Origin of the sequence: Nesterenkonia halobia (assembly GCF_039536005.1) — a bacterium.
GTDB classification, from domain to species: Bacteria; Actinomycetota; Actinomycetes; order Actinomycetales; family Micrococcaceae; genus Nesterenkonia; species Nesterenkonia halobia.
Map to the genome: position 1 here is coordinate 110,833 of NZ_BAAAYG010000009.1, position 15,939 is coordinate 126,771.

Genomic DNA, 15,939 nt, shown 5'->3' on the forward strand with positions numbered 1-15,939 from the left:
CTCCGTGGAAAGCGTGGGAAAGCATCGACATTCCCACACGTTCCACGGAGTCATCCCCGGGGTGGAGAGGGGTGTGGCGGGGCGGGGCGGTCAGCCGAGGCGTCGGCCGCACCAGGACGGCGGGGCCTCGACCAGCGCCGCGGCGCGCTCGGCGACGGCGGCGTCGAACGGCGTCGTCGCCCCGGCCTGCTGGTCGACATGCAGCCCGAGGACCTCCTCGGTCGCGACCAGCTCCTCGCCGGAGACCATCTCGTGGGCCAGGTGCAGCGTCTTCGCCCCGACGCCGACGACCCGGGTGCGCACTGTCAGCGGCGCGCCGAGGCCCACCTCCTGCAGGTACCGGACATGGGCCTCGACGGTGTAGACCGAGCAGCCGCTGTGCTCCCGCCCCTCGGGGCCCAGTCCGATGTGCTCGAGCACCCCGTCGGTGGCGTGGCCGAAGACCAGCACGTAGAACGCCTCGGACATATGGCCGTTGTAGTCGACCCACTCCGCGGCGACCGTCGTCCGGTGCGACGGCGGCCCGGCCCCGGCCGCCGTCGGCTCCGCCGCGCTCACTGCGCGGCCTCCGCGCCGGAATCCGCACCGGAGCCCGCACCGGCGCGCCCGGACTCCGAGAGCCGCCGGATGGCGATGATGCCGGCGTCGCGCTCGGCGATCAGCTCCGCCACCCCGCGGCCGTCGGCGGCCCGGTCGCTGCCGGCCACCACGGCGTCGCGCAGCCGGGGCGTGAGCTCCGGGGCGTCCAGCCGCGTCCACGGCGACTGCAGCGAGGGTCCGAAGTGGTCGAGCATATGCGCCATGCCGCCTTCGCCGCCGGCCAGGTGGAAGGTGAGCATCGGCCCCTGCATCGGCCAGCGCAGCCCCGGCCCCTCGGTGATCGAGCGGTCGATCTGCTCGACAGTGGCCTCACCGTTGTCGACCATGTGCAGCGCCTCCCGCCAGAGCGCCTCCTGCAGCCGGTTGGCGATGAATCCGGGGACCTCCTGATCCATCCGGATCACCGACTTGCCCAGCCGCGTGTAGAAGGCCGCGGCCCAGTCGACCGCCTCGGCGGCGGTGGACTCGCCGCCGACGACCTCGACCAGCGGGATCAGGTACGGCGGATTGAACGGATGCCCGACCACGAACCGCTCGGGGCGGGAGACCTCGGCGGCCATCTCGGTCATCCCGTAGCCGGAGGTCGACGATCCGACGACGACGTCGGGCGCGGTGACGGCGTCGACGTCGGCCAGCAGCCGGCGCTTCATGGCCAGATCCTCCGGGGCGGACTCCTGGACGAAGCCTGCCCCGTCGACGGCCTCGGCGAGGTCGGCGTGCACGCTCCAGGCGTCCCGGGACGCGCCGGCGACCATGTCCAGCTGGCGCAGCGCCGGCCAGGCGGCGTCGATGAGCCGGCCGAGCCGCTCGGCGGCGTCGGGCGCGGGGTCCCAGACCCGCACGGTGAAGCCGCGGGCCAGGAAGTAGGCCGCCCAGCCGCCGCCGATCGTGCCGGCGCCGACGCAGGCGACAGTGCTGACCTCCTCCAGGGCCGGCAGGGCGAGCGCGGGCGTGCTCTCGGTGCTCTCGGTGCTCTCGGTGCTCTCGGTGCTCTCGGTGCTCTCGGTGCTCTCGGTCATCATCAGGCTCCCGTCGCGGCGGTCGACGTCTGGACGGTCAGGTCGAGGATCTCGCGCGCCTCATCGGGCGTGGCGACCTGGTGGCCCAGGTCCTCGATGATCGACACGGCCCGCTCGGTGAGTGCGGCGTTGGTCGCCTTCACCCCCTTGGAGAGGTAGAGGTTGTCCTCCAGCCCCACGCGGGCGTGGCCGCCGGCGAGCACCGAGCGGGCCACCCACGGCAGCTGGTTCCGCCCCAGCGAGAACGAGGTGAACTCAGCCCCCTCCGGGAGCATGTCCACCATGGTCTGCAGCAGCCGCGGATCGGCCGGGGCGCCGTAGGGGATGCCCATGCACAGCTGGTAGAGCGGCGGCGGGTCGATCAGTCCCTCGGACACCAGCACGTTCGCGAACCACAGGTGGCCGGTGTCGAAGATCTCCATCTCCGGCGTCACGCCCATCCGCTGGATGGCCGCCGCACCCTCGCGGAGCATGTCCGGGGTGGAGACGTAGACGTCGCTGCCCTCGCCGAAGTTCAGCGTGCCGCAGTCGATCGTGCAGATCTCCGGGCGCAGCTCCTCCACGTGGGGCAGCCGGTCGAGGCCGGACACCAGGTCGGTGCCGGGCAGCTGGCGAGTCGGCTGCTGCGGGTCGACGACGAGGTCCCCGCCCATCCCGGCGGTCAGGTTGATCACCGGGTCGACGTCGGACTCGCGGATCAGCCGCACCGCCTCGCGGTAATGGGCGACCTCGCGCGAGCCGAGCGTGGTCTGCGGGTCGCGGACGTGGATGTGGACGATCGAGGCGCCGGCGCGGGCGGCCGCGATCGCGTCGGCGGCGATCTCCTCGGGGGTGACCGGGACGTGCTCGTTCCGGCCGGCGGTGTCTCCAGCGCCGGTCAGGGCGCAGGTGAGGATGACGTTCCTCGGCATGGGTGTGCTCCTGTGCAGTCGGTGGTGCAGTCGATGGTGCTGTCAGTGGGTCCGGTGCGGGCTGCCGCCGCGCCCAGTGCTGCCGCGCCCGGTGCCGTCGAGGCGGCGCCCCGCGAGCAGGACGCCTCGCCGGACCGTCGAGGGTCCGGCTGCTGAGGCGGCGGGAGGATCCGACGCGCGTCGCGTCGGGGCGCAGAGGGCGGCGGAGGGCGGCGGAGGGCGCCCGGCGTCAGGCGGTGGCTCGGTCGGGCGGCGAGCCCTCCGAGGACGGGACGGGCCGCTCGATCGTCAGCTCGGCGCCGGGGACCAGCAGCCGTCGCTGGACGTACTCGCCGATCCGTCGGGCCATGGTCTCGTCGTCCAGCACGCCGGTGAGCACCTGCGTGCCGAGGCCGTCGACCAGGGCGGTGAGCTCCTGGGCCATGGCCTCGCTGGAGCCGGGATGGATCGCCCCGAGCTCCTGACCGTCGGCGATGGCCGCACGGACGGTCTCCGACCAGCGGCGGTAGATCTCCAGGTACTCCTCGTCGATGCCCTGCGCCAGGGCCACGCGGTTCCAGGACTGCAGCCAGATCGACCATTCCAGGCGACCGATCTCGCCGTGCGGGGACTGCATGTCGAGCAGCTGCCAGAGCCGTGCCACCGGGTCGTCGACGGCGGTCAGCCGGGCGATCTGCCGACTATGGGCGAGCTTCACCGAATACATCAGCGTCGCGGCGAAGAGGTTCGGCTTGCCGGGGAAGTAGTAGTGCACGGTCGCGCTGGAGACGCCGGCCGCCGCGGCGACGTCGCTGACCCGCACCGCGTCGAAGCCCTTTCCGGCGAAGAGCCGCCAGGCGGCCTCGACGATCTCCCGATGTCGGCGCGCCTGGTCCGGGGACGCGGGCGTGGCGCCGGCGGTCTCCAGCTGCGGCGGGGTGACCGACACCGAGGTGTCGTCACCCTCCTCACCGAGCAGCCGCCCGACGGTGACGCCGGTGCAGCGCGCGAGGTCCACGAGCTCCTGCCGGGTGAACCGGCGCTGGCCGGAGAGCGACTTCGACAGCTTGGTCTCGTCGATCCCGGTCTCCTCCGCGACGCGGCGCTGGGAGCGCCCGGCGGCCCGGATGGCCTCGCGGACCCGGCGGGCCACGGCGAGGCTGCTCGTCATGCTGGACATGGCCGTCAGCCTACTGATGATCGACAGCAGATCGCAAGAACCTGACTTTTGATCAGAACTTGCGATACGATCGGCGACGGCGGGGCCCGGCCACCGGGTTCCGTGGACGTGGAGGACGCGCCCCTGCGGCATACGAGTCAGAGGAGGAACCCGAGGCACGGAGCGCGTCCGATAGGATGGGACGTCGTCACCGATCGACGGCGACCCGCCGACTCGATCACTGCGCATCGCCGCACCGACGATGCCCCGTTGATGCACCGACACCGCACCGACCTGCGGCCCGCGCACCCCGCGGCGCCGCGCCAGAGGAGAATCCGGCCCGTGCCCGAGCAGTCGCAGCCCTCCGCACCGCAGACCGCGGCGACGCACCGTCGTCGCCCGCTGTCCTTCGTGCGGCGGAGCAACCGGCTCTCTCCGCGGCGCCAGCGCGCCTGGGACGCCGCACTGGGCCACGAGCTGCTGGACCTGCCCCACGGCGAGCGGGACACCACCGTCGCCGAGGGGATCACCGTCGACTGGGACCGCGAGTTCGGCCGGTCGGCGCCGCTGATCGTCGAGATCGGCTCGGGCTCCGGCGAGGCGGTGGCCCACGCGGCCGCCGCGCAGCCGGAGACGAACTTCCTGGCCGTGGAGGTCTATCGGCCCGGCGTCGCCCAGCTGGTCAGCCGGCTGCGACGCGAAGGGCTGACGAACGTGCGGGTGGCCTGCCTGGACGCGACCGAGGTGCTGGACAAGCTGCTGACGGCCGGATCGGCCTCCGAAGTGTGGATCTTCTTCCCGGACCCCTGGCACAAGAAGAAGCACACCAAGCGGCGTCTGGTGCAGCCGGCCTTCGCCGAGGCCGTCGCCCGGGTCCTGCCCGACGGCGGCGTCTGGCGGCTGGCCACGGACTGGTCCGGCTACGCGGCGCAGATGCGCGAGGTCGTCGCCGGTTCGCCGGCCTTCGTCAACCCGCACGAGGGCCGACTGGCCGGCGAGGAGTCGCCGCTGACGCAGGTGCGGCGCCTGGGCCTGGAGAAGGAGGAGCCGCTGGACGACGACGAGGCGATCGACCCCGTCGGCGGCTGGGCTCCGCGCTTCTCCGGACGGGTGCAGACCGACTTCGAGTCCAAGGCGCTCGAGGCCGGCCGACGCATCTTCGACCTCACCGCAGTCCGTCACATCTCCTGACGTCCACCTCCCGCCGCGCGACTGCAGGCCGCGCGCCGTCGCGACGCCGCACTCCCCCGCCTCCGGCCCGCCGGACGCGGTGACGGAGGCTCGGCGTCGCCGTCGACGCCGCCCGGCAGTCCAGCGTGCATGCACGGCGCCCCGCGCCGCAGATGCACCGCGCGCCGCCGTGCCCGCGTCCCCGCCCGGGACGCGCACCGTCGGCGCGGACCGCATGGCCGCAGGCATGATCGACGAGGTCGACATGTTCGACGACGAGACGAACGAGGTGTGAGAACCCATGGCTGATGATCAGCCGCCGAACACCCGCCCCGAGGGCGGAGACGATCCCGCGCAGGATCCCACGCAGGATGCCGCACAGAGTCCGGGCCGGACCGCGGAGGAGCGCTCCCGCTCCCGCCGCGCCACCGACGCCACGCGTCGCGCCGGACAGGCCCTGGGCCGCATCAGCCTCTACTCCCGGCGCGACTACCCGCACGACATCCACCCGGCCCTGGTGCCGGGACTCGCCATCGACGAGCAGCGCCGCCGCTACCGGGTGGACAAAGTGGTGTTCCTCATCGCCGGCGCGCTCACCGTGGCCTTCGTCATCTGGGGCATCGTGAACCCCGCGAGCGTCTCCACCGTCTCCGGCGCGGCCTTCACCTGGACCATGGAGAACCTGGGCTGGCTGTTCAACGTCGTCGCGATCGCCGTGCTGGTCTTCCTGCTCATCGTCGCCTTCAGCCGGTACGGGCGGATCCCGCTGGGCAAGGACGGCGAGGAGGCCGAATACTCGACCTTCGCCTGGGTCGCGATGCTCTTCGCCGCCGGCCTCGGCATCGCCGTGCTGTTCTTCGGACCCTTCGAGCCGATGGACCACTACCAGAACCCGGCTCCGCTCACTGCGGCGCCGGAGACGCCCGAGGCGCTGCACCGCGGGATGGCGCAGGTCTTCTATCACTGGGGCTTCCACGCCTGGGCGATGTACGCCCTCGTCGGCGGCGCCGTCGCCTATGCGGCCTACCGCCGCGGCCGAGTGCTGCTGATGTCCTCGATCTTCCGCAACCTCTTCGGCCGGCGGCAGTCCGAGGGCTTCGCCGGCCAGCTGGTCGACATCTTCGCGATCATCGCCACGCTCTTCGGCACTGCGGCCGCCCTGGGCATCGCCGCGATGCAGATCGGCCAGGGCGTCACGATCATCACAGGTGTCGACGAACTGACCAACACCGCCCTGGTGGTCGTCATCTGCGTGCTGACCATCGGCTTCGTGCTCTCGGCGGTCTCCGGCGTCTCGCGCGGCATCCGCTACCTCTCCAGCATCAACATCGTGCTGACCGTCGCCCTGGTCGGCCTGGTCTTCATCCTGGGCCCGACGCTGTTCCTGCTGAACCTGCTGCCGGCGTCGATCATGGAGTACTTCAACTCGATGTTCGAGATGATGGGCCGCTCGGCCTCCTGGGGCCAGGAGACGCTGGACTACCAGTCGGCGCAGACGGTCTACTACTGGGCCTGGTGGATCTCCTGGTCGCCGTTCGTGGGCATCTTCATCGCCCGCATCTCCCGCGGCCGCAGCATCCGCCAATTCATCCTCGGCACCATCCTGATCCCCTCGACGCTGATCTTCATCGCCTACGGGATCATGGGCGGCACCTCGATCTGGATGTACCGCGAGGGCATGGAGGGCTTCAGCGACGACATGGCCGCCCCGACGGTGTTCTTCACCATCGTGGAGAACCTGCCGGCGCTGGACTGGCTGCCGCTGCTGATCATCGTGGTGCTGGCGATCTTCTTCATCACCTCCACCGACTCCGCCTCGGTGGTCATGGGCATGCTCACCACCCGCGGCGACCAGAAGCCGCGCAGCTGGGTCGTGGTCTTCTGGGGCCTGGTGATGACCGGCATCGCCGTGGTCATGCTGCTGCTCGGCGACGCCACCGCCCTGCAGGGGCTGCAGTCGCTGGTGATCATCACCGCAGTGCCCTTCGCGATCATCATGCTGCTCATCATGGTCGCCTGGTTCCGCGAGCTCGGCACCGATCCGCGGGCGCTGCGCACCAAGTACGGCGAGAAGGCGCTGCGCGACGCGGTGATCGACGGCGTGGACCGCTACGGCGACGACTTCACGCTGCAGGTCGTGCCCACCGCTCCGGGCTTCGGCGCCGGCGCGGGCGTCGACTCGGAGGACCCGATGTACACCGAGTGGTACCAGCGCACCGACGAGAACGACGTGCCGGTCGGCTACGACTTCACCACCGGCGAGTGGGAGGACGGCTGGACTCCGGAGGAGGACGACGAGTGGCACGGCGACGTCGAGAACTACAACCCGGCGACGTCGCTGGCCACCGCTCCGGTGCCGGTGGTGTCCGCGGACGGCACCGTCCAGGACCCCGCGCAGGACGTGGACGCCCCGGAGGAGCCCGAGGCCGAGTCCGCTCCGCGCTGACCGGCGTCGGCTGAGACGCATCGAGCGGGGGATCCTTCGTGGTGCCGACGCCCGGGATCGGGCGCGGACCGCGAGGGATCCCCCGCTCGACGTGCACAGAGGGCGCGCGCGGAGTCAGCGACGCCGGCGCGGCGGGTCCCAGAGCACCATGGCCTGGGTCCGCGGCCGGGGCCGCCGGCCATGGGCGACGGTGACGACGTCGCCGTGCGGCCCGACGGCGAAGACCCGCGGGCGGTTCGCGTGCCGCTCGGACTCGCGCAGCTCGTAGCGGAGCTCGTCGACGGTCGCCTCCAGCTCCTCGACGCGATTCTGCAGCTCGATGACCCGCCGGATGCCTTCCAGCGAGACGCCCTCCTGCGAGAGCTGCTGGATCTGGCGGAGCTGCTCGACGTCGTAGGGCGAGTAGCGACGGTGCCGGCCGCCCTGCCGCCGCGGGATGACCAGGCCGATGCGGTCGTACTGGCGCAGCGTCTGCGGATGCATCTCCGCGAGCTCGGCGGCCACCGAGATCACGAAGAGCGGCGCGTGCCGGTGTTCGGCACGCTGCATGCGCGGGTCCTCGCCGCCGGCGCCAGAGGAGCCGCCCGGAGCGGCGGCAGCGGCGCGGTCCGCCGCGGCGCCGGCCGCGGCGGACGTCCGCCGATCCCGTGGGCGCTGGACCATCAGACCGCCGCCTTCGACTCCAGCCCGTCGCGCGGATCGACGTCGGCGGTGGCCTCCGCATAGCGGCGGACCGCTTCGAGCGCCTCCTCGGGCAGCTCGGCGGGCACCTGGACGTCGACGGTGACGAGCATGTCGCCGCTGGCGGACTTCCGGCGGATGCCGTGGCCCTTCAGCCGCAGCACCTTGCCGGTTGTGGTGCCGGCCGGGACCTTGATGCGGACCCGCTCGCCGTGCACGGTGGGCACCTCGACCGTCGCCCCGAGGGCGGCCTCGTCGAAGGACACCGGCAGGTGCATGCGGATGGCGTCGCCGTCGCGCTCATACAGCCGATGCTGGCTGATGGAGACCTCGACCAGCAGGTCGCCGTCGCCGGCCGGGCTCTGCTGGCCCTTGCCCTTGACCCGGACCTTCTGGCCCTCCTTCACCCCGGCGGGGATGCGCACGTCGATGACGTTCCCGTCGGGCTCGCGCAGCCCGACGGTGGTCCCGCGCACCGCGCCGCCGAAGGAGATGGTCGTCTTCGCCGTGCGGTCGGCCCCCTTGGCCGGCGCGCCGCCGCCGAAGCCGCCGCCGAACGGCGAGCCGCCCATGCCGCCGAAGAGGTCGGCGAAGTCCGGGCCGCCGCGGCCGCCGCGGGGCTGTCCCCCGCCGAAGCCGCCCTCGTTGAACAGCCCGCCGAAGAGGTCCTCGAAGCCGGCGCCCCCGGCCGCGCCGCCGGAGCCGCCGCCCGGCGCGCCGGAGAAGCGGGCGCCGGATCCCATCGCCCGGATCGCGTCGTACTGCTGACGCTGCTCGGGGTCGGTGAGCACGGTGTGGGCCTCGGCGACGTCCTTGAACTTCCGCTCGGCCTCCTCGTCCCCCGGGTTGGTGTCCGGGTGATGCTTGCGCGCGAGCTTGCGGTACGCCTTCTTGATCTCCTCGTCCGAGGCGTCCTTCGAGACGCCGAGGATGGCGTAGAAGTCCTTGTCGACCCAGTCCTGCGAGGCCACGGCGCCTCCCTCCCCATTCCTGCGGAATCCTGCGATGCGTTGAAAAGTCTGTGCTGGACGGCCTGTGCTGGCCGTCCAGTGCTGTGTGCGGCCGGTCCGTCGGCGGCTCCCTCGGGAGGGAGCCGCCGACGGACCGGCCCCGGCCGCGGGGAGACCCGGGCGATGCTCGCCCGGGCCGCCCCGCGACGAGTCGGGTCAGGCCCGACCGGCCGAGACCGGCGTCATTCCGCCGGACCGGTGGAGACCATCACCTGGGCGGCGCGCAGCACGCGATCGCCGTGACGGTAGCCGGCCCGCAGCATGGCGGCCACGTGGTCGGCCTCGATGCTCTCGTGCGGCTGCTGCATGAGAGCCTCGTGGACGGTCGGGTCGAACGGGACGCCGACCTCGTCGATGACCTCGAGCCCCTGCTGGGCCAGCGTGCTCTCCAGCTTGGAGGCGATGGCCGCGAAGGGGCCGTCCTCGAGGTCGCCGGCCTGGCGGGCCGCGGCGATGTCGTCGAGCACCGGCATCAGCGCGGCGATGACCTCGCCGACGCTGCGGTCGCGGTCCGTCGCCCGGTCCCGATCCATCCGACGCCGGTAATTGGCGTACTCGGCCTGGACCCGCTGCAGGTCGGCCTGCAGCTCGGCCTCGCGCTCCGAGGCCGAGGCCGGGACCTCCTCGGAGGCCTCGGCCGCCTCGTCCTCGGAGACGACCTCGCCGTCGACGGCGACCTCGCCCTCGGACGTGCCGGCCGAACCGGCTGAGTCGGCCGAGTCGGCCGGCGCCTCGCGGAGGACCTCCTCGGCCTGGCTCAGCGGATCCTTCACCGCGTCCTGCTCGGCCGCGGCCTCCGCCGGGGACTCGGCGTCCGGCTCGGCGCCGGCGTCGGACGTCTCGCCGCCGTCGCGCAGCTCGCCCGTCTCCGGGTCGACCCGCCGCCGATCGGTGAAGCGGATCGGCTCCGGCTGCTCAGAACCGTCGCCTTCCGGCTCGATCCCGTCGGGGTTCTGGCTCTGATCTGCCATCAGCGTCGACCTCTCACTTCTTCTCGTCGGCCGTGTTCTCGTCGGAGGCCTCCTCGTCCACGACCTCGGCGTCGACGATGTCCTCGTCCTCGCTCGAGGCCTCGGAGGCCGGAGCACCGTCGGCGCCCTCGGCGCCGCCCTGGGAGTACAGCGCCTCGCCCAGCTTGGTCTGGGAGGCCTGCAGCTTCTCGTAGGCGGCCTGGACGTCCTCGTCGGAGCCGTTCTCGTCGAGGACCTTCTTCAGCGCGTCGACGTCGGCCTGGACCTCGTCCTTGACCTCGGTCGGCAGCTTCTCGTCGTTGTCCTTGATGAGCTTGTCGACCGAGTAGGCGGTGGACTCGGCGGCATTGCGCTGCTCGGCGGCCTCGCGACGCTTCTTGTCCTCCTCGGCGTGGGCCTCGGCGTCGGAGACCATCCGGTCGATGTCCTCCTGGGCCAGCGAGGTGCCGCCGGTGATGGTCATCGACTGCTCCGTGCCGGTGCCCTTGTCGGTGGCCGAGACGTGGACGATGCCGTTGGCGTCGATGTCGAAGGTGACCTCGATCTGCGGCACGCCGCGCGGCGCCGGGGCGATGCCGGTGAGCTCGAAGGTGCCCAGCGGCTTGTTGTCGCGGGTGAACTCGCGCTCGCCCTGGAAGACCTGCACGGCCACCGAGGGCTGGTTGTCCTCGGCGGTGGAGAAGGTCTCGGACCGCTTGGTCGGGATGGCGGTGTTGCGCTCGATGAGCTTGGTCATCACGCCGCCCTTGGTCTCGATGCCGAGCGACAGCGGGGTGACGTCGATGAGCAGCACGTCCTTGCGCTCACCGGCCAGCACGCCGGCCTGCAGCGCGGCGCCGACGGCGACGACCTCGTCCGGGTTCACGCCCTTGTTGGCGTCCTTGCCGGAGAGCTCCTTCACCAGGTCGGCGACGGCGGGCATGCGGGTGGAGCCGCCGACGAGGATGACGTGGTCGATGTCGGAGATCTTCGCGCCGGCCTCCTTGATGACGTCCTGGAACGGCTTCTTGGTCCGCTCCAGCAGGTCGGAGGTCATGTCCTGGAACTTCGCGCGGGACAGCGTCTCGTTGACGTGCACCGGGCCGTTCTCGGTCATCGCGGCGTACTGCAGGTTGATGTCGGTCGACGTCGCCGAGGACAGCTCCTTCTTGGCCTGCTCGGCGGCGTCCTTCAGACGCGGCACCGCGATCTTGTCCTTGGAGAGGTCCACGCCCTCCTTGTTCTTGACCTGCTCGACCAGCCAGTCGATGATCCGCTGGTCCCAGTCGTCGCCGCCGAGGCGGTTGTCGCCGGCGGTGGCGCGGACCTGGATGGTGGAGAAGTCGTCCTCGTCCTTGCCGACCTCGAGCAGCGAGACGTCGAAGGTGCCGCCGCCCAGGTCGAAGACCAGGATCTGCTCGTCTTCGTTGCCCTTGTCCAGGCCGTAGGCCAGCGCCGCGGCGGTGGGCTCGTTGACGATGCGCGAGACCGTCAGGCCGGCGATCTCGCCGGCCTCCTTGGTGGCCTGGCGCTCGGCGTCGTTGAAGTAGGCCGGCACGGTGATGACGGCCTCGGCGACGTCCTCGCCCAGGTAGGCCGCGGCGTCGTGCTTCAGCTTCATCAGCGTCCGGGCGCTGATCTCCTGCGGGGTGTACTCCTTCTCGCCGACCTGCTTCTTCCAGTCGGTGCCCATGTGGCGCTTGACGGAGGAGATCGTGCGGTCCGGGTTGTTCACGGCCTGGCGGCGAGCGATCTCGCCGACCAGGACGTCGTCGTCCTTGGAGAACGCGACGACGGAGGGTGTGGTGCGGGCGCCCTCGGCGTTGGCGATCACGGTGGGCTCGCCGCCTTCGAGGACGGTGACGACGGAGTTCGTGGTTCCGAGGTCGATGCCGACTGCACGGGACATGAGGGGTCTCCCTTCGATGGACTGCTGGTGCTTCTGATTGAGCGAACCAGACTCAAGTCTCCACGGAGCGCTCTCCGGCGTCAAACTGACTTGAGTCGACTCGACTCAACTTCTCACGTGGTGTCCAACTCAGCAGCCCCGCGATTCATTCCCGGACTCGCCGAGTCGCCGGGACGAGGCGTCTCACCGGGCGCTGCGGCATCGAGTGGCCGCTCCTGACGACGACAGAGCGTGACGACCGGCCGCACGCCCAGCAGATGTCGTCACGAACGGCCACTCAGCGAGCGGACGACGGCGCGGCGCCCGGGTCGGCGTCCGGCTCGGCGCCCGACGGCGCGGCGTCCAGCGCCGCGCGGGCGGCGCGCACCTGCTGCGCATCCGTGGTGGCGAAGGCCTCCTCCCCGCCGCCGGGGCCCGCGGGGCCGGCCGACTGCGGGCCGGAGGCCGAGAGATGGACCGCGTCGACGCCGGCGGCGACCAGCGTCGCGAGGCCCTCGGGCCGCACTCCCCCGCCGGCGACGATCTCCAGCCGGCCCGCGGCGGCTCGCACCAGCCGAGTCAGCGTCGCGGAGCCGGCGAGGGCGTCGGCCGCACCGCCCGAGGTCAGCACCCCGGCCGCACCGCAGGCGATCAGCTGCTCGACCAGCTCCTCGGGCGCGGCCCCGGCGCCCAGCAGCACGTCCACGCAGCGGTGGACGATCACCGGACGGCCGGCGGCGGCCTCCGCCAGCGTCGTCAGCGCCGGCACGTCGAGGCCGGGCGCGCCGTCGGACCGCTCGGCCAGCGCCCCGACGACGAGCGCCTCAGCTCCGGCGGAGGCCAGCAGCTCGACGTCGCGGCGCATGACCTGACGCTCACCCGAGGAGACGCGGAACCCGCCGGCGCGCGGGCGGAGGAGCGGGCGCACCGGCACGCCGAGCCCCGCCGCATGCTCCACCAGCCCGAGCGACGGCGTCAGGCCGCCGACGGCGAGCGCCTGGCAGACCTCCAGCCGCTCGGCGCCGTGGGCGACCGCCGCCGTCGCACCGTCGACGTCCTGGACGGCGATCTCCAGCCGCACCGGACCTCGCGGCGCGACCGCCCCGGGCGTGGCCGCCACCGGCTCAGGCCATCCCGATGCCGAGGTACTTGGTCTCGAGGAACTCGTCGATCCCCTCGGAGCCGCCCTCGCGGCCCAGGCCGGACTCCTTGACGCCGCCGAAGGGCGCGGCCGGATTGGAGACCACGCCCTGGTTGAGCCCGACCATCCCGGACTCCAGCGCCTCGCCGACGCGCAGCCCGCGGGTCAGCCCCTCGGTGTAGACGTAGTTGACCAGCCCGAACTCGGTGGAGTTGACCGCGGCGATGGCCTCCTCCTCCGTGTCGAAGGGGGTCAGCGGCGCCACGGGGCCGAAGATCTCCTCGTCGCGCATCCGCGCCGAGCCGGGCACGTCGGTGAGCACTGTGGGCAGGTAGAAGTAGCCCTCGCCGCCGGGGGTCTCGCCGCCGGCGAGCACGCGGGCGCCGGAGTCCACCGCGTCGGAGACCAGCTCGGCGACCTTGTCGCGCTGGCCGGCGTCGATCATCGGACCGACGTCGACGCCGGCGTCGACGCCGCGTCCGACGCGCAGCGCCGCCATCCGCTCGGTGAGCCGCCGGCCGAACTCCTCGATCACGTCGCGGTGGACGAAGATCCGGTTCGCCGCCGTGCAGGCCTCGCCGGAGTTGCGCATCTTGGCCAGCATCGCGCCCTCGACGGCCTTGTCCAGATCGGCGTCGTCGAAGACCACGAAGGCCGCGTTGCCGCCGAGCTCCATGGAGGTGCGCATGACGTGCTCGGCGCACTGCTCCAGCAGCTTGCGCCCGACGCCGGTGGAGCCGGTGAAGGAGAGCTTGCGGGCGATGCCGGAGCGGATCAGCGGCTCCATCACTCCCGAGGAGTCGGAGGTGACCAGGATGTTGACCACGCCGTCGGGCACGCCGGCCTCGCGCAGGATCTCGGCCAGCGCCAGCATCGACAGCGGCGTCTGGCCGGCGGGCTTGAGCACCGAGGCGCAGCCGGCGGCCAGCGCCGGCCCGAGCTTGCGGGTGCCCATCGCCAGCGGGAAGTTCCACGGGGTGACGAAGAGCGAGACGCCGACGGGCTGCTTGGTGACCAGGAAGCGCGTCCCGCCCTTGGGGGCGACCTGGTAGCCGCCGTCGATGCGCACCGCCTCCTCGGAGAAGTGCCGGAAGAACTCGGCGGCGTAGGCGACCTCGCCGCGGGATTCGGCCAGCGGCTTGCCCATCTCCAGCGTCATCAGCAGCGCCAGGTCGTCGGCGCGCTCATGCATCAGCTCGAAGGCGCGCCGCAGGATGTCGGCCCGCTCGCGCGGGGCCATCGCGGCGAAGTCGGCCTGGGCGGCGTCGGCGGCGTGCAGCGCGTCCCAGCCGTCGTCGACGCTCGCGTCGGCCACGGCGCAGAGCGTGCTGCCGGTGGAGGGGTCGACGACGTCGAGCGTGCGGCCGCCGCGCGCGTCGACCCAGCGGCCGCCGATGAACAGCTGCTGCGGCGCCTGCGCGACGACGTCGGCCTCGCGGGCGGGGGTGATGGTCTCGGTCATCGAGTGCCTCCTGTGAGCATCCTGACATCAACGGTCTCAGCGAGTACTCTAGCCAGTGCGAAGATTGTCAACAATCCTCGATGGACTCGCGCCCCGCCGGGGCGGCGAACCCCGCGGGCCCGCACCCTGGGGCCCGACGGCCGGTGCGACCGGCCGCCACCCGATCCGCGAAGGAGTTCCGATGGCGACCCTCTCCCCCCACCTGAAGCAGGCGACCCCCGTCGTGGCCGAGCGCGGCGAGGGCGTGCACCTCTTCGACGACGCCGGCGGCCGCTGGCTGGACTTCACCGCCGGCATCGGCGTGACCAGCACCGGCCACTGCCACCCGAAGGTCGTCGCCGCCGCCCAGGAGCAGGTCGGTCGGCTCATCCACGGCCAGTACACCACGATCATGCACCGGCCGCTGCAGCAGCTCACCGAGCGCCTCGGCGAGGTGCTGCCGGAGCACCTGGACTCGCTGTTCTTCTCCAACTCCGGCTCGGAGGCCGCCGAGGCCGCCGTCCGGCTGGCCCGGCAGGCCACCGGGAAGCCGAACATCATCGCCTTCCACGGCGGCTTCCACGGCCGTACGATGGGCGCGGCCTCGCTGACCACCTCCGGGACCAAGATCCGCGCGGGCTTCAGCCCGCTGATGGGCGGGGTCGTCGTCGCACCCTTCCCCGACGCCGACCACTACGGCTGGGACCAGGAGACGACGACCGACTTCGCGCTGAAGGAGCTCGACCGGCTCTTCGCCACGGTCACCTCCCCGGACGACACGGCGGCGATGATCATCGAGCCGGTGCTCGGCGAGGGCGGCTACATGCCGGCGAACACCCGCTTCCTGCAAGGGCTGCGCGAGCGCGCCGACCGGCACGGCGTGCTGCTGATCCTCGACGAGGTGCAGACCGGCTGGGGCCGCACCGGCGCGTTCTGGGGCAAGGACCACTTCGGCGTCGAGGCCGACATCATGATGACCGCCAAGGGCCTGGCCTCCGGCTTCCCGCTGTCCGGGATCGCGGCGACCTCGGAGATCATGGCCCGGGCCTGGCCCGGCTCGCAGGGCGGGACCTACGGGGCCAACGCCGTCGCCTGCGCGGCCGCGCTGGCCACCCTCGACGTCATCGAGGAGGAGGGCCTGGTGGCCAACGCCGCCGGACGCGGCGCGCGGCTGCGCGAGGGGCTGGAGGCCGTCGCCGCGGAGACCGCGGCCATCTCCGACGTGCGCGGTCTGGGCCTGATGCAGGGCAACCAGTTCCGCGACGCCGACGGCGAGCCCGACGGCGCCACGGCCGCCGCCGTCCAGCAGGAGGCCGCCCGGCGCGGACTGCTGCTGCTCACCTGCGGCCCGTGGGGCCAGGTGGTGCGCTTCATCCCGGCGCTGGTGGTCGACGACGACGCCGTCGACGAGGCGCTGGGCATCTGGCGCGAGGCGGTGGACGCCGTCGTCGGCTGATTCCGGACAGCCCGCGCAGGTCGCCGCATCACACCTCACAGTCTGCACGACCTGCCCTGCTCCGCCCCTCCGCCCGGCACCGCCGGGC

General features: G+C 72.4%; 13 protein-coding genes. 3 read left to right on the top strand and 10 right to left on the bottom strand.

Annotation, left to right across the window (positions count from 1 at the left end; genetic code table 11):
- Positions 1–90: 90 nt before the first annotated feature.
- The 4 genes from ABD652_RS11045 to ABD652_RS11060 all read right to left on the bottom strand — a co-directional run bounded on the left by ABD652_RS11045 (position 91) and on the right by ABD652_RS11060 (position 3,689).
- Positions 91–558: a thioesterase family protein gene (locus tag ABD652_RS11045; RefSeq protein WP_344721281.1), complete on the bottom strand. Its 468-nt coding sequence runs from the start codon at positions 556–558 to the stop codon at positions 91–93.
- On the bottom strand, positions 555–1,619 hold the full coding sequence (locus ABD652_RS11050; protein ID WP_344721283.1) for a 3-hydroxyacyl-CoA dehydrogenase NAD-binding domain-containing protein: 1,065 nt from the start codon (positions 1,617–1,619) through the stop codon (positions 555–557). The genes ABD652_RS11045 and ABD652_RS11050 overlap by 4 nt, the downstream gene beginning before the upstream one ends.
- 2 nt (positions 1,620–1,621) lie before the next feature.
- Complete coding sequence (locus ABD652_RS11055) at positions 1,622–2,530, bottom strand: beta-keto acid cleavage family enzyme (RefSeq protein ID WP_344721285.1); 909 nt, start codon at positions 2,528–2,530, stop codon at positions 1,622–1,624.
- Between the two features lie 229 nt (positions 2,531–2,759).
- Complete coding sequence (locus ABD652_RS11060; protein WP_344721287.1) at positions 2,760–3,689, bottom strand: TetR family transcriptional regulator C-terminal domain-containing protein; 930 nt, start codon at positions 3,687–3,689, stop codon at positions 2,760–2,762.
- 321 nt (positions 3,690–4,010) lie between these two features.
- On the opposite strand from ABD652_RS11060, the gene trmB reads away from it, so the two are divergent.
- Positions 4,011–4,859, top strand: a complete 849-nt coding sequence (gene trmB, locus ABD652_RS11065; protein WP_344721289.1) for a tRNA (guanosine(46)-N7)-methyltransferase TrmB — start codon at positions 4,011–4,013, stop codon at positions 4,857–4,859.
- A gap of 280 nt (positions 4,860–5,139) precedes the next feature.
- Positions 5,140–7,284, top strand: coding sequence for a BCCT family transporter (locus tag ABD652_RS11070; protein WP_344721291.1), 2,145 nt, complete (start codon positions 5,140–5,142; stop codon positions 7,282–7,284).
- A 114-nt stretch (positions 7,285–7,398) separates the two neighbouring features.
- Here ABD652_RS11070 and ABD652_RS11075 read toward each other — a convergent pair whose 3' ends face one another.
- The 6 genes from ABD652_RS11075 to ABD652_RS11100 form a co-directional block, all read right to left on the bottom strand.
- Positions 7,399–7,833, bottom strand: a complete 435-nt coding sequence (locus ABD652_RS11075) for a heat shock protein transcriptional repressor HspR (RefSeq protein ID WP_344721293.1) — start codon at positions 7,831–7,833, stop codon at positions 7,399–7,401.
- 113 nt (positions 7,834–7,946) lie between these two features.
- Positions 7,947–8,936, bottom strand: a complete 990-nt coding sequence (locus ABD652_RS11080; protein WP_344721295.1) for a DnaJ C-terminal domain-containing protein — start codon at positions 8,934–8,936, stop codon at positions 7,947–7,949.
- Positions 8,937–9,157: 221 nt separating this feature from the next.
- The gene (locus tag ABD652_RS11085) at positions 9,158–9,946 is read right to left on the bottom strand and encodes a nucleotide exchange factor GrpE (protein WP_344721297.1); all 789 of its coding nucleotides are present in this window, start codon (positions 9,944–9,946) and stop codon (positions 9,158–9,160) included.
- Between the two features lie 13 nt (positions 9,947–9,959).
- Entirely contained in the window at positions 9,960–11,834 is a 1,875-nt protein-coding gene (gene dnaK, locus ABD652_RS11090; RefSeq protein WP_344721299.1) for a molecular chaperone DnaK, read from the bottom strand.
- Between the two features lie 277 nt (positions 11,835–12,111).
- Positions 12,112–12,933 (bottom strand): copper homeostasis protein CutC, encoded by an 822-nt coding sequence (locus ABD652_RS11095; RefSeq protein WP_344721301.1) that lies wholly within the window; start codon positions 12,931–12,933, stop codon positions 12,112–12,114.
- A gap of 4 nt (positions 12,934–12,937) precedes the next feature.
- Positions 12,938–14,416, bottom strand: a complete 1,479-nt coding sequence (locus tag ABD652_RS11100) for an NAD-dependent succinate-semialdehyde dehydrogenase (protein WP_344721303.1) — start codon at positions 14,414–14,416, stop codon at positions 12,938–12,940.
- Positions 14,417–14,597: 181 nt separating this feature from the next.
- On the opposite strand from ABD652_RS11100, the gene ABD652_RS11105 reads away from it, so the two are divergent.
- Entirely contained in the window at positions 14,598–15,851 is a 1,254-nt protein-coding gene (locus ABD652_RS11105; RefSeq protein WP_344721305.1) for an aspartate aminotransferase family protein, read from the top strand.
- The last annotated feature ends 88 nt before the right edge of the window (positions 15,852–15,939 follow it).